Source organism: Enterobacter sp. 04-C-12-SI-ECC (assembly GCF_047530715.1).
Lineage (GTDB): Bacteria > Pseudomonadota > Gammaproteobacteria > Enterobacterales > Enterobacteriaceae > Enterobacter > Enterobacter bugandensis.
Genome location: NZ_JBLKDI010000013.1, coordinates 61,623 through 75,414 on the forward strand (window position 1 = coordinate 61,623; position 13,792 = coordinate 75,414).

Genomic DNA, 13,792 nt, shown 5'->3' on the forward strand with positions numbered 1-13,792 from the left:
CATGACTTCCACACCGATTACAGACGCAGACGCTGCAAAACAGAAAGTCGACGACCGGCTGTCCGTCCGCGAGAAAATGGGCTACGGCCTGGGCGATGCGGGCGGCACGGTGATTACCTGCCTGATCATGAACTTTCTGACCTTTTTCTATACCGATGTATTTGGTCTCACCCCTGCGCTGGTGGGCACGCTGTTTATTGCCCTTCGCGTGTTTGACGCCATTTCCGATCCGGTGATGGGCGTCATTGCTGACCGCACGCAGAGCCGCTGGGGCCGATTTCGTCCCTGGCAGCTGTGGGTCGCCGTCCCGATAGGCATTATCGGCGTAATGACCTTCACCGTTCCGGAAGCCAGCATGGGCGTGAAAATCGCCTGGGCGTTCGGCACCTATTTGCTGTTATCCGTGGGCTATACCGCCATCAACGTGCCCTACTGCGCGCTGATTAACACCATGACCACCCGCCACAACGAGGTGATCGCCTGCCAGTCCTGGCGCTTTGTGCTGTGCGGCGTGGCGGGCTTTCTGGTCTCCGTTGGCCTGCCGTGGCTGGTAGCGGAGCTGGGTCAGGGCGATGCCGCGAAGGGTTATCAACTGGGCGTTGGCGTGCTGTGCGCTATCGCCGTGGTGATGTTCTTGTGCTGCTTCTTCTGGGTTCGTGAACGCGTTCCGCTGGCGCTGATGGGCAAATTCACCCTGCGCGAGCACCTGGCGGGCCTGCGTAAAAACGATCAACTGCTGCTGATGTTGTTGATGTCGTTTCTGCTGATCAACGTCTTCAACATTCGCGGCGGTGGTTATATGTACTTTATCACCTACGTACTTCAGGGCAGCACGGCGTACACCTCGCTGTTTTTCACCATGGTGACCTTTGCCGCTATTCTGGGCGCGGTGATCGTCAGCCCGCTGTCGCGCCGTATTGATACCGTCAAACTCTACTACTACACCAACCTGGTGCTCGCTGCGCTTGCGGTGGGCATGTGGTTTCTGCCGGGTGGCCCGGCGCACCAGACGCTATGGCTGATCGTCATTTTAAGCAACGGCGTGATCCTGGGCTTCACCCTGCCGCTGCACTTCTCGCTAATGGCCTTTGCCGATGACTACGGCGAGTGGAAAACCGGCGTGCGTTCGTCAGGCATGAACTTCGCCTTCAACCTGTTTTTCATCAAGCTTGCGTGGGCATCCAGCGCCGGGATTATCAGCCTGGTGTTTATTGCCGTGGCCTATCAGCCAGGCGCGGGCAACCAGACGCCAGCCTCACTGCAGGGCATCACCGCCATGGAGACGCTGCTGCCTGCCCTTTTCCACCTGCTGCTGGCGGTCACTATCCGCTGGTGCAGGCTTAATAACCCAATGATGTCGCGCATTTCCACCGACCTGCGCCAGCGTCACGTACCGTCCTGAGGAGAACGCTATGTCCATAATGGAACCCGACCTGCACCAGCTGAAAATCAACGATCCGTTTCTCGGGCAATATCAACGGCTGGTCCGTGACGTGGTGATCCCTTACCAGTGGGATGCGCTTAACGACCGCGTGGCGGAGGCCGAACCCAGCCACGCCATCGCTAACTTCCGCATCGCGGCCGGGCTGGAACAGGGGGAGTTTTACGGGATGGTGTTTCAGGACAGCGACGTGGCGAAATGGCTCGAAGCCGTGGCGTGGTCGCTGTGCCAGAAACCGGATGCAGAACTGGAAAAAACCGCCGACGAGGTGATTGAACTGGTCGCGGCAGCGCAGTGTGAAGATGGCTACCTCAACACCTACTTTACGGTAAAAGCCCCCGAGGAACGCTGGACGAATCTGGCCGAATGCCACGAGCTGTACTGCGCCGGGCATATGATTGAAGCGGGCGTGGCGTATTTCCAGGGAACCGGAAAACGTCGCCTGCTGGACGTGGTGTGCAGGCTGGCGGACCATATCGACAGCGTGTTTGGCCCGGGAGAAACACAGCTACACGGTTACCCTGGTCACCCGGAAATCGAGCTGGCGCTGATGCGGCTGTACGACGTCACGCAGGAGCCGCGTTATCTCAATCTGGTGAAATACTTTATTGAAGAACGCGGCGCGCAGCCTCACTTCTACGATAGCGAATACGAGAAGCGCGGCAAAACATCTTACTGGAACACCTATGGTCCGGCGTGGATGGTCAAGGACAAAGCCTACAGCCAGGCGCATCTGCCCCTTGCAGAACAACAAACGGCCATCGGCCATGCCGTGCGTTTCGTCTATCTGATGGCGGGCATGGCTCATCTGGCGCGCCTGAGCAACGACGAGGGGAAACGCCGGGACTGTCTGCGGCTGTGGAGCAACATGGCGCAGCGCCAGCTGTACATTACCGGCGGGATTGGCTCGCAGAGCAGCGGCGAGGCGTTCAGCAGCGATTACGATCTGCCCAACGATACGGTGTACGCCGAAAGCTGCGCCTCAATCGGCCTGATGATGTTCGCCCGCCGGATGCTGGAGATGGAGGCAGACGGCCACTACGCCGACGTGATGGAGCGCGCGCTGTACAACACGGTGCTGGGCGGGATGGCGCTGGACGGTAAGCATTTCTTTTATGTCAATCCACTGGAAGTGCATCCGAAAACGCTGGCCTTTAACCATATCTATGACCACGTGAAGCCGGTGCGTCAGCGCTGGTTCGGCTGCGCCTGCTGCCCGCCGAATATCGCCCGCGTGCTGACCTCGCTGGGGCACTACATTTATACCGTTCGCCCGGATGCGCTGCTGATAAACCTGTACGTGGGGAACGACGTCGCCATTCCGGTGGGCGATAACGCCCTACAGCTGCGCATTAGCGGTAACTATCCGTGGCAGGAGCAGGTGAAGATCGAAATCACTTCGCCGGTTCCGGTCACCCACACGCTGGCACTCAGGCTGCCGGACTGGTGCGCGGAGCCTGCCGTTTCGCTGAATGGCGAAGCCATTACCGGTGAAGCGTCACGCGGATATCTCTACCTCTCCCGCTGCTGGCTGGAAGGCGACACCCTGACCCTGACGCTACCGATGCCGGTCCGCCGTGTGTACGGTAACCCTCAGGTGCGCCAGCAGGCGGGTAAAGTCGCGCTACAGCGCGGGCCGCTGGTTTACTGCCTGGAAGAAGCTGATAACGGCGCCAATCTGCATAACCTCTCCTTGCCCCGAGATAGCGAGTTCCGGGTGTATGAAGGCAAAGGCATTTTCGCGCATAAGATGCTGATACAGACAGAGGGAATTGGGTGTCACATGAAGGAAACGGATGCGTTGTGGCAGTACGACCGCTCGCCGGTACAGCGCCAGCCCCGGACGTTGACCTTTATTCCGTGGTTTAGCTGGGCTAACCGGGGAGAAGGGGAAATGCGGATATGGGTGGATGAAGGCTGAATAGCGGCGGTCTGTTGCCCTCACCCACGGGAGAGGTTGAACGCTATGGCAGCACGCGACGTGCTGCCTCAGCCAGAAATGCGCTTCGATTACCGAACTGAGGATGCTCGCTGACAAAGGAATCAATCTTTACCAGCAAACGTCGAGGCATCGTGATGTTGATACGCTCGGCTCTGCCGTCAAACTGCTTCATATTAATATCCACCAGCAACCATTGCCCGCCCGTGAAGTCGTCAGGGTGATTTTCAAGGTGCACTTCGACATTTCCCGGAAGAGGCAATGCTTCATCCATTTCAAACAGCGCTTCGAAGTGCGCGGTGAGCGCCTCACGTGCATCCTGAAAAGCGTCGTCCAGGGAATCACCTGCAAAAAAACAGCCTGGAACGTCAGGAAAAAAGCCGCTGGCGCTGCCGTCGGTGTCAGAATGAATGTAAGCCGGATAAAACATAACTACTCCTGATATCAGTGTTTAATTCCCGCCTGCCGCCATATCTGCGCGAGCGTGCCCGGTTTAATATCCTTCTTAGGATGTGGGACAGTAACCAGCCCTTTCTGTTCGGGATGGCGAAACTGATGATGGCTTCCTTTCGTTCTGACACATTTCCAGCCGTGGCCGATCAGAACGGTAATGACATCCGCACTTTTCACATCCCAGTCCTTCCATGATTATACACATGATACACACCATTACTATCGGGTCGAATCACATTAGCGCATAAGGAACATCAGTGCAGCCGTGTTTTGGCGGAACAGGAAGAAGCATCGAGAAATGAAAAAGGAATACGTTGTATTGCAGATAAAAATGCAGGCAAGATCGTAGGCCGGGCAAGGCAACGCCGTCGCCCGGCTTTACCGCATCAGAAGCGCCAGGTCAGGCCGGTCATTAGCGCGAAGCTATCATCGCGGTCGATCATCGGGCTGTTCTTCACGTCATCAGGCAATACGGTGTAGACCGCGCTGGCGTTGAGGTACAGCTTCTGGGTTAACTGATATTTAGCTGCCAGACCAACGTAGGGCGTCCAGCTGTCGCCGGCGGTGTATTGATCCAGACCTGAGCGGCGTGACTCGCTGCCGGATACGCCGTAGTAGTAGTCGTTATAGCTCTCGTCGCTGTAAAAAACACCGACAGAAGGCGTCAGGGTCAAACGCTCCATCCTGATTGGACGGAAGTAGGATACCTCGCCCACCACGCCGCCGCTTTCATCCGTGGCATCGCCTGAGACCGCCACTTTCATAGAACCCCAGCTTTCGTGGCGGTAGTACGCACCGCCGAGGAACGCAGAGGCTTTACGCTCATCAAGCTGCTTCATCTGGTGGTCGTCGTTATCATCCGGATCAAAATGCAGCGGCATCCAGGATGCGGTCAGGCTGAGTTCATTTTTTGCGTCTTTCCACAGGATCCATCCGCCCGTGGTCTGGCGAACATAGAAACGATTGCTCTCATAGCTAATTAACGGCACCGCGGTGGTATTTTCGTTATAGCCTTTATAAGGAGACTCATTAAATACGGCCCCCGCGCCAAGTGAAAAGTCACCGGCCATTGCAGAAGAGGTTGCAAATAACGTGGCAGCAATCAGTAAATTGTATTTAATAGTCATGTGAAGTAATCCATTTATACGCCAAATAAGCGTGGCGAATAATAATGGTTACAAATTTGCCTGTGCAACGCTGCAGTTTATATAATATTATATATAAAACCATATAGATGGGTGCGCATGATGAATAAATTACAGCTAAAGCCACGCGAGTTAAAAATAATCTCCGTCATCGCAGCCACCCACAGCATTGGTGATGCCGCCGCCCTGCTGGGCATGGCGCAGGCCAACGTCAGTAAATATCTCTCGGATTTTGAAACGCGGGTTGGGCTTAAGGTTTTTGAGCGCACGACCCGCCAGCTCGCTCTGACGCAGTTCGGTGAAGCATTACTCCCTTATGTCGACGCCACGCTGGACAAAAACACGCAACTTATTAATTTTATTGCCGATTATAAGCATGAAAAGCGTGGAAAAGTCACGATTTACGCCCCAACGGGCATTGTGACCTATCTCGCGCGCCACGTGATCCACCAGATAAAGGACATCGGGGATATTCGCATTTCCCTGAAAACCTACAACCTGGACCGCAACGAATATTCAGAAGGTGTGTCCTTCCCGGATGACTGTGATATTTTAATTACCTATGCTCAGCCAAAAGATGAAAGTCTGGTCGCCAGCGTATTAACAAAATATTCCGTCACTGCATTCGCAACCCAGGAATATTTAAATAAACATCCTTTAACCGGACCTGAAGATTTAATTAATCACTCCTGTATTCTGATTGACTCCATGCTGGTCGATGACGCCAACATCTGGCGTTTTCGCATGCATGGCAGTGATGATGTGCATGATTATCGGGTAACCGGAAACTATATTTGCGACAATACCCAGACGGCCCTGGAGCTGGCAAGAAATAATCTTGGCATTGTGTTCGCGCCGAAAGAAAGCCTGAAGAAGGAATTAACGCAAGGCACGCTGGTCCCCTGTTTCCCGCATCAGGAAGAGTGGTGGCTCGATCTGACCGCCATCTTCCGCAAGCGCGAATATCAGCCCTGGCGCGTACAATATGTTCTGGATGGTGTCCTCAACTGCCTGCGCCAGCAAATTGCTCAGGCCGTCCATGGACGGCCTGAACTGGGCGATTAGAATAGCCCCAGCGGTTTATCGGAGTAGCTGACAAGCAGACATTTCGTCTGCTGGTAATGCTCCAGCATCATCTTGTGCGTTTCACGCCCGATGCCCGACTGCTTATACCCGCCAAATGCCGCGTGAGCCGGATAGGCGTGGTAGCAGTTGGTCCATACGCGTCCCGCCTGTATACCCCTGCCCATTTTATAGGCCAGATTACCGTTACGGCTCCAGACTCCCGCCCCCAGGCCATACGGCGTGTCGTTGGCAATCTCCAGCGCCTCCTCCATCGTTTTGAAGGTAGTCACCGCCAGCACCGGTCCGAAAATCTCCTCCTGGAAGACGCGCATGTTGTTCTGCCCGAACAGGATCGTCGGCTCAAGGTAATACCCTTCCTGCAGATCCCCGCCGAGCACCTTACGCCGACCGCCGGTCAGGATATCCGCCCCTTCCTTCTTACCGATATCGATGTAGTTGAGGATAGTCTCCAGCTGGCCATGCGAGACCTGCGCCCCCATCTGCGTAACATTATCGAGCGGGTTACCGCTGCGGATAGACTCGACGCGGCGAATGGCCCTCTCCATAAAGCGCTCGTAGATGGACTCCTGCACCAGCGCGCGGCTTGGGCAGGTGCAGACTTCGCCCTGGTTAAAGGCAAACAGCGCAAACCCTTCCAGCGCCTTGTCGAAGAAAGCGTCCTCTTCCTCCATCACGTCCGCGAAGAAGATGTTCGGGGACTTCCCGCCCAGCTCCAGGGTCACCGGAATGATGTTTTGCGTGGCGTACTGCATAATCTGCTGGCCCACTTCCGTCGACCCGGTAAACGCCACTTTAGCGATCCGTTTTGAGGTGGCCAGATATTCCCCTATCTCACCGCCCGCGCCGTTCACCACGTTAATCACCCCCGGCGGCAGAAGATCGGCAACAATTTCCATCAGCAGCAGAACAGAGAGCGGGGTTAAACGCGCCGGTTTAAGCACAATGCAGTTCCCGGCGGCCAGCGCGGGCGCCATTTTCCAGCTCGCCATCAGCAGCGGGAAGTTCCACGGAATAATTTGCCCGACGACCCCCAGCGGCTCGTGGAAGTGGTACGCCACGGTGTCGCTATCTACCTCGCTTATTCCGCCCTCCTGCGCGCGAATACAGGAGGCAAAATAGCGGAAGTGGTCGATAGCCAGCGGCACGTCTGCCGCCATCGTTTCCCGGATCGGCTTGCCGTTATCCCAGGTTTCCGCCGTCGCCAGCAGCTCCAGGTTCTGCTCCATCCGGTCGGCGATTTTGAACAAAATGGCCGCGCGCTCCTGAACGGAGGTATGGCCCCATTTATCTTTCGCTTTGTGTGCCGCATCCAGCGCCAGATCGATATCCCGCTTGCCGGAGCTGGCAATCTCGCACAGCGGCTGGCCGGTAACGGGCGTCAGGTTGGAATAGTATTCGCCGTCGACGGGGGCCACCCAGTCGCCGCCGATAAAATTGTCATAACGGGGCTTCAGCTTGAGGGGAAAACCATACTCGCCGGGCTGGATACGCGAAGAGGGAGGATTGTTTGTCATGACCGTCTCCTTGCTGTTGGTGTACAACAAGGGTAGTCCCGGCTGGCGGTTTTCTCGCCAGTGGGTGACGGGTTTACGAGCCGTATCACGGATTACCGTACTTTACGTTTCGTTCCTGCCACTGAGCCATACTTAACAGCTCAAGGGCTCATGAGGAACGATGCGATGCAGCTGTTTATCGGTTTTGACGTAGGCGGAACCCACATCAAACACGGCGTGATTGATGAAAATGGCAAGGAGCTGACGACGGACGAGTACGATACTCCTGAGGATAAAAACACCTTCAAAAAGAAGTGGAAAGCGGTAGTTGAAGCGTATCAGGACGAACACGACATCGTCGGTATCGGCGTGAGCTTTCCCGGCCATATTAACCACCACAGCGGCGAAGCGGCAAAAGCGGGCGCACTCGACTATCTCGACGGCGAAAACCTGTGCGAACTCTTCGCCGGGCTGACCGACCTTCCCGTCACCGTGGAAAACGACGCCAACTGTGCGGCGCTGGGCGAGCGCTGGCAGGGCGCGGGTAAGGACTACGAGCATTTCGTCTGCATCACCATCGGCACGGGCATCGGTGGCGGGATTGTGATGGAAGGCGATCTTTATCGCGGGTCGCATTACCGCGCCGGCGAATTTGGCGTGCTGCCCGTGGGTAATAACGGCGAACCCATGCATGACGTGGCGTCGGCCAGCGGCCTGATGAAAGCCTGCCGCCGCGCGCTGGCCGTATCAGAAGAAGAGATGCCTGACGGCGAGGAGCTGTTTAAACGCATGGAGAGCGACGTGCATCTGCGTGAGGCCATTGAGGAGTGGGCCCATTGCCTCTCGCGCGGCGTTTACAGCGTAATCTCGATGTTCGATCCACAGGCAGTGCTGATTGGCGGCGGGGTAAGCGAGCAGGAGAAAATCTATCTCCTGCTCGATAAGTACCTGCAGCGATTCGAGGAGTGGGAGGCGCTCAAGGTGCCCATTCTGCCCTGCGAGCTGGGTAACCAGGCGGGAAGGCTGGGCGCGGTATGGCTGGCAAAACAAAAACTCTCCCGCCGCACGTAGCGCTCAGGGGAACAGCTGCGCGTCGCGAAGCAGATGGTCATTACCCCGGCGACGCGTAAAACCGATGCGGTTGAAATATTCCAGGATCTGGATCGCCAGCTTGCGGCCAACGTTCAGCCGATCGCGGAAATCGGCTGCGCAGGTGGAGCCGCGCGCCTGATCCAGTTCGCGGATCAGGTTAGCAAACGCCACAATGCGATCGTTACGGTAATAACGATCTTTCACGATCGCGACTATCAGCCCCTGCTGCGCCGCATGGCGCAATACCTGGCGCATCATCTGCTCGTCGGTATTCGTTTCACGCGCCAGATCGCGAACCCACCAGGGTTCATCGCCAAACAGCGAGGCCACTTTTTGCCAGATTGCCTCCTGCTCTGCGGTGAACCCGGCTTTGTGATCCGGCAGATGCAGCCAGCCGTGATGGCTTTTAATCACCCCGCTTTCGCGCATGTTTTCAATCAGCAGCAGCACCAGCGCATCGTCTTCCATCGGCAGCGCCATGCGTCGCAGGCGCTCGCGACCAGGACCGGGTTCATCCTGATGCTGTTCATGGTAAGTGGCGAGCGTGTTCAGGATCTTACGCTGCCAGTTTGCCGCAACCGGCGCATCGAGCAGGCTGTTGCCGGCCTGAATAAAGCCCGGCTGTTGGGTCAGCTGATACAACCCTTCGCCGCTCAGCTGGCGTGCCCATGCAAAATCACTCAGGCTCACGGCCCCGCGCTCAAGATGCACCCGCAGCGCGGCGTTATCATCCTGAGCCTGCGCAAGCGCAGCCAGCCATTGCAGGTATTCAGGCTTACGCTTGCCGCGTCGCGGCGGTTTCAGCGTCACTACCCGCGCCCCGGCCAGCGTTTCCCGTGCGGAAATGTCCCGCAGTACCAGACGGTCGTTATCCGCCAGCCAGAGCGGCGAATCAAAAACCAGTTCGGCAAGATCGTTTTCCAGCAGGGACACGCGCCCGGTGATATGGCTGGCCGCGTGGTGAATATGCAGCGGCTGCCATTGAGTCAGCGGGACGTTTGTCTGCAGGGAGACGATGACGCGTTCAGACGGCTCGGGCGGGGCGTCGGCCAGCAGCCAGTCGCCGCGGTTAAGCTGCTCTTTTTCCGCATCCCCGGCAATGTTGAGCGCGATCCGCTGCCCGGCGTGGGCGTGCTCCGCAGGCTGATTTTGCGCATGTAAGCCGCGCACGCGCATCGGTTTATTAACGCCCGTCAGCCATAGGCTATCGCCCACCTTCACTTCACCGCTTAACGCCGTACCGGTGACCACCAGCCCCGCACCTTTGACGGTAAACGCCCGGTCAATCGCCAGACGGAAGCGGTGATGGCTGGCGTGGTCTCGCGACGAAAGCTGCTGTAAATGGTGGCGAAGTTCGCCGATACCGCGCTCTTCTGTCGCTACGGTGACAAAAAGCGGTGCATCGGCAAAACCATATTCCCGTAAGGTCGCCTGCACCGCTTCGCGCACCTCGCTGACGCGCGCGTCGTCAACGCGATCGGCTTTAGTCAGCGCCACGGTCAGCTGCGGGTTGCCTGTCAGCTGGAGGATCGCCAGATGCTCACGGGTTTGCGCCATCACGCCGTCATCGCAGGCCACCACAAGCAGGGCATGATCGATGCCCCCCACGCCCGCCAGCATGTTGGAAAGAAATTTTTCATGCCCCGGAACATCAATAAAGCCCAGCACGCGGCCATCGGGCTGGGTCCAGTAGGCATAGCCAAGATCGATGGTCATGCCGCGCTTTTTCTCTTCCGGCAGACGATCGGCGTTTATGCCGGTAATTGCCTGCAGTAACGTGGTTTTTCCGTGGTCGACGTGACCGGCGGTGGCAATAATCATTTCAACAACATCTCCAGAAATCGCTCTTCATCTTCAAGGCAGCGCAGATCCAGCCACATGCGGCCGTCGTAAATCCGTCCGATAACCGGTGTCGGCAGGCCACGCCAGCGCAACGACAGGGCCTCAAGGCGGCTACCGCGCCCGACACGCGGGGTGAAGGTGAGCGCTTGACTCGGCAGCCTGTCCACCGGCAGCGAACCGCTGCCAATTTGCGACTGGCAGGGCTCAATGCGAACGTCAAAATCGGGGTAGTGCGGGGCAACGCGCGGCAGCAGCCGTTCGGCCTGGGCGCGAATCGAGGCGGCATCCCGGCTTAACAGGCGCAGCGTGGGCAGGCGGTCGGCCAGTTTCTCCGGGTGGAGATAGAGGCGCAGCGTCGCGTCCAGCGCGGCAAGGGTCATTTTATCGGCGCGCAGGGCGCGCTTGAGCGGGTGCTGCTGCAGCTGCGCAATCAGCTCGCACTTGCCGACGATAATTCCGGCCTGCGGCCCGCCCAGCAGTTTGTCGCCGGAAAAGCTGACCAGGCTCACGCCCGCCGCAATCATCTCTTGCGGCATCGGCTCTTTAGGCAGCCCGTACTGGCTGAGATCCACCAGCGAACCGCTGCCGAGATCGGCAATCACCGGAATATTCAGCTCGCGCCCAATCGCCGCCAGCTCGGCCTCTTCAACCGTTTTGGTGAAGCCTTCAATATGATAATTGCTGGTGTGGACCTTCATCAGCAGGGCGGTGTTTTCATTCACCGCCGCGCGATAATCTTTCGCATGGGTACGGTTAGTCGTACCCACTTCATGCAGCGTGCAGCCCGCCTGGCGCATCACGTCCGGAATGCGAAACGCCCCGCCAATCTCCACCAGCTCGCCGCGGGACACCACCACCTCTCTGCCTCTCGCGGTCGCCGCCAGCATCAGCAGCACCGCCGCCGCGTTGTTATTCACAATGCAGGCATCTTCCGCACCGGTTAGCTGGCAGAGCAGATCCGCCAGCGCGCGATCGCGATGCCCGCGCCCGGCGCCGTCCAGATCGTACTCCAGCGTCACCGGCGAGCGCATGGCCTGCACGACCGCAGCCACCGCCTCTTCCGCCTGCTGGGCGCGTCCCAGGTTGGTATGCAGCACGGTCCCCGTCAGGTTGACCACCGGGCGTAACGCGCTTTGCGCCTTCTCACCCAGCCGATGCTCAACTTCCTGCTCCCACGCTGCGCACCAGTCGGGCAAGGCGTTTTCGGCCTGGATATGGCCTCGGGCTTCATCCTGAAGCAGACGTAACATCTCCACCGTCGCGGTATGGCCGAAACGCTCAACGGCAGCGTGAATGCGGGGCTCGCGAAGAAGTCGGTCGGTCGCGGGGATCTGGCTGTACAGCGAATGATGAGTAGTCATGGAAGCGCCTGGCGAGTAAATATCTTCCCCCCTCCCGACGGGAGAGGGAGTTAACATGTGGAGGGATTGTACCGCCTCCGACGCCGAAGTGTTATAACCCGCGTCAAGCCTTTGGCGGTTCGGTGCGGGCAAAGCTCTCGCGGCTAAAGAGCGTTTCTGCGAGTTTCACCAGCAGCGGACGGTCAACGCACCAGCCAGGGGACACCCGGCGGAAGTTGAGATAGCCGATGGCGCAGGCGATGGCGATGGTTGCCAGGTCCAGGCTGTCGGTGTGGATCTTGCCCTCCCGGATAAGCTTTTCACACATATCCAGACTGCGGCTGATTTTTTCCCGCTGGCGCAGCAGCTCGCTTTCTGACTGCTGGGCGGCGGGCCTTGCCTGCTCGCGAACGGAGGTGAGTGCTGCATCCATAATGCCGTCGGCCAGGGCTTCAATTTGCTTCACCGCCAGCGCCGCTTTAGGGTCAGACGGCAGCATTGCCGGGGCAATGCCCAGCTGTTCGACATACTCCGCAATAATGGGGGAATCGAACCAGTATTCGCCCTCGTCCGTCACCAGCGCCGGAACTTTCCCCAGCGGGTTATACTGCGCGACGCCGTTTTCGGCGTTGTAGGGCTGTTCATTAACGAATTCAAATTCAATCCCTTTCTCCAGCAGGAGAATCGAGATTTTTCGCACGAAGGGACTGGTGTAGCTACCGATGAGTTTCATTGCCTGATCCTTGATGCCGGGAAAAAGTCAGTATGGATCAAGCGATGAAAAAAGGGCAGATATGCGTGTCGCATTCCCGCCCCGGAAGGATTAGTGATCGAGATAGAGGTAGTGCATCCAGCTGGTCATACGCAGCAGCACTTTACGCATCACCGAGACGTGGGCGAAATGATCCGAATAGACCGCCACCTGGGCATAAATACCGTCCGGCAAAGCATCGACGTCGGCGTTAGGCTCCAGTTCAATCAGCGCCTGTACCCCATCCGTACCCGGCGCAACGGTCAGTGCCTGCAATGCACCCTGCGCCTGATACGACCCGCCTGGCACCACAGGCAGAACGCTGGTGAGCTTACCGGTGAAAACCTGGCCCGGCAGCGCGTTAAATACCACTTCCGCTTCATCACCCGGCTTCAGACGCAGCAGCGAGTTCTGACGGAACTGGGCCACAATCTGGCGCTTCTGTTCAGGAATGAAGACCATCACCGGGCGCAGCGGCAGCGCGGCGGCATAGGTTCCCGGACGAATCAGCACCTGAGTGATGTAGCCATTGCTCGGCGCGCGCACCACGGTCTGATCGAGGTTGTATTTCGCTTCAGCAAGCTGGGCGCGTAACGAGGCAATCTGCGACTGCTCGCCGTTCACCATGCTGTCCAGCTGGCTTTGAATCTGCGTCTGTTCAGCAACGGAGCCTTTCACCATGGCATCCTGCGCCAGATAGTTCTGCCGCGCGTTATCAATATCGCTTTCAGAGAACGGATTCACCTTCGCCTGGCTGCCTTTGAGGTAGCGCTGATAATCTTTATATAGTCGATCGCGCTCAGCGGAGACGCGTGTCGTATTGGCAACCGCTTCCGAAAGCTGCGCTTTCAGAGTGTCGATATTGTGCGTCGCGGTCACCAGGTCCGCCTTCAGTCTGTCGACGCGCGCCTGATAGCGGCCCGGATCCAGTTTAAATAACACTTCGCCTTTTTTAATGAGCTGGTTATTTTTATCGGTCACTTCAGTAACCACCCCCGTGACCTGCGGCGTAATCGGAATGGAAATTACCGCTTTTTGCGCCGTAAAGGTATACGGATGGTTATAGTTCATTAGCAGAATGAGTCCGGCAACAATAAACACCCCGCCTAACGTCGCGGTAGCAAGCGTCCACTGATTTACCGGAATACGGAATATTTTAAAGATTGCCCAGGCAAATGCCACATAGGTCAGAATAATCAACAGATCCATG

Annotated in this window: 12 protein-coding genes; 4 read left to right on the forward strand and 8 right to left on the reverse strand. The window is 57.6% G+C overall.

Features of this window, described 5'->3' with window-relative positions; translation table 11 throughout:
* Position 1: 1 nt before the first annotated feature.
* A complete protein-coding gene (locus tag ACMWL8_RS16455; protein ID WP_045260038.1) occupies positions 2-1,402 on the forward strand; it encodes an MFS transporter in 1,401 nt (466 codons plus the stop codon).
* 10 nt (positions 1,403-1,412) lie between these two features.
* On the forward strand, positions 1,413-3,362 hold the full coding sequence (locus tag ACMWL8_RS16460; RefSeq protein WP_045260039.1) for a glycoside hydrolase family 127 protein: 1,950 nt from the start codon (positions 1,413-1,415) through the stop codon (positions 3,360-3,362).
* A 43-nt stretch (positions 3,363-3,405) separates the two neighbouring features.
* Here ACMWL8_RS16460 and ACMWL8_RS16465 read toward each other — a convergent pair whose 3' ends face one another.
* The 3 genes from ACMWL8_RS16465 to ACMWL8_RS16475 form a co-directional block, all read right to left on the reverse strand.
* The gene (locus ACMWL8_RS16465) at positions 3,406-3,810 is read right to left on the reverse strand and encodes a type II toxin-antitoxin system HicB family antitoxin (RefSeq protein WP_045260040.1); all 405 of its coding nucleotides are present in this window, start codon (positions 3,808-3,810) and stop codon (positions 3,406-3,408) included.
* Positions 3,811-3,824: 14 nt separating this feature from the next.
* Positions 3,825-4,010, reverse strand: coding sequence for a type II toxin-antitoxin system HicA family toxin (locus tag ACMWL8_RS16470; RefSeq protein ID WP_041911637.1), 186 nt, complete (start codon positions 4,008-4,010; stop codon positions 3,825-3,827).
* Positions 4,011-4,219: 209 nt separating this feature from the next.
* Positions 4,220-4,960, reverse strand: coding sequence for a MipA/OmpV family protein (locus tag ACMWL8_RS16475; RefSeq protein WP_045260041.1), 741 nt, complete (start codon positions 4,958-4,960; stop codon positions 4,220-4,222).
* Positions 4,961-5,077: 117 nt separating this feature from the next.
* Here ACMWL8_RS16475 and ACMWL8_RS16480 point away from each other — a divergent pair, with 117 nt between their 5' ends.
* Positions 5,078-6,043, forward strand: coding sequence for a LysR family transcriptional regulator (locus ACMWL8_RS16480; protein ID WP_065366019.1), 966 nt, complete (start codon positions 5,078-5,080; stop codon positions 6,041-6,043).
* Here the strand turns inward: ACMWL8_RS16480 and aldB are convergent.
* Positions 6,040-7,578, reverse strand: coding sequence for an aldehyde dehydrogenase AldB (aldB, locus tag ACMWL8_RS16485; RefSeq protein WP_041911639.1), 1,539 nt, complete (start codon positions 7,576-7,578; stop codon positions 6,040-6,042). The two genes, ACMWL8_RS16480 and aldB, sit on opposite strands and share 4 nt — an antisense overlap.
* 165 nt (positions 7,579-7,743) lie before the next feature.
* On the opposite strand from aldB, the gene ACMWL8_RS16490 reads away from it, so the two are divergent.
* Entirely contained in the window at positions 7,744-8,628 is an 885-nt protein-coding gene (locus tag ACMWL8_RS16490; RefSeq protein ID WP_028015053.1) for an ROK family protein, read from the forward strand.
* A 3-nt stretch (positions 8,629-8,631) separates the two neighbouring features.
* Here the strand turns inward: ACMWL8_RS16490 and selB are convergent, their stop codons facing one another.
* The 4 genes from selB to ACMWL8_RS16510 form a co-directional block, all read right to left on the reverse strand.
* Positions 8,632-10,470: a selenocysteine-specific translation elongation factor gene (selB, locus tag ACMWL8_RS16495; RefSeq protein WP_045260042.1), complete on the reverse strand. Its 1,839-nt coding sequence runs from the start codon at positions 10,468-10,470 to the stop codon at positions 8,632-8,634.
* Complete coding sequence (selA, locus tag ACMWL8_RS16500; protein ID WP_045260043.1) at positions 10,467-11,852, reverse strand: L-seryl-tRNA(Sec) selenium transferase; 1,386 nt, start codon at positions 11,850-11,852, stop codon at positions 10,467-10,469. The genes selB and selA overlap by 4 nt, the downstream gene beginning before the upstream one ends.
* A 103-nt stretch (positions 11,853-11,955) precedes the next feature.
* Positions 11,956-12,564 carry a glutathione S-transferase gene (locus ACMWL8_RS16505; protein ID WP_045260044.1) on the reverse strand — a complete coding sequence of 203 codons (609 nt, stop codon included), beginning with the start codon at positions 12,562-12,564 and terminating at the stop codon, positions 11,956-11,958.
* A gap of 90 nt (positions 12,565-12,654) precedes the next feature.
* A complete protein-coding gene (locus ACMWL8_RS16510; RefSeq protein ID WP_028015049.1) occupies positions 12,655-13,791 on the reverse strand; it encodes an HlyD family secretion protein in 1,137 nt (378 codons plus the stop codon).
* Position 13,792 lies beyond the last annotated feature (1 nt).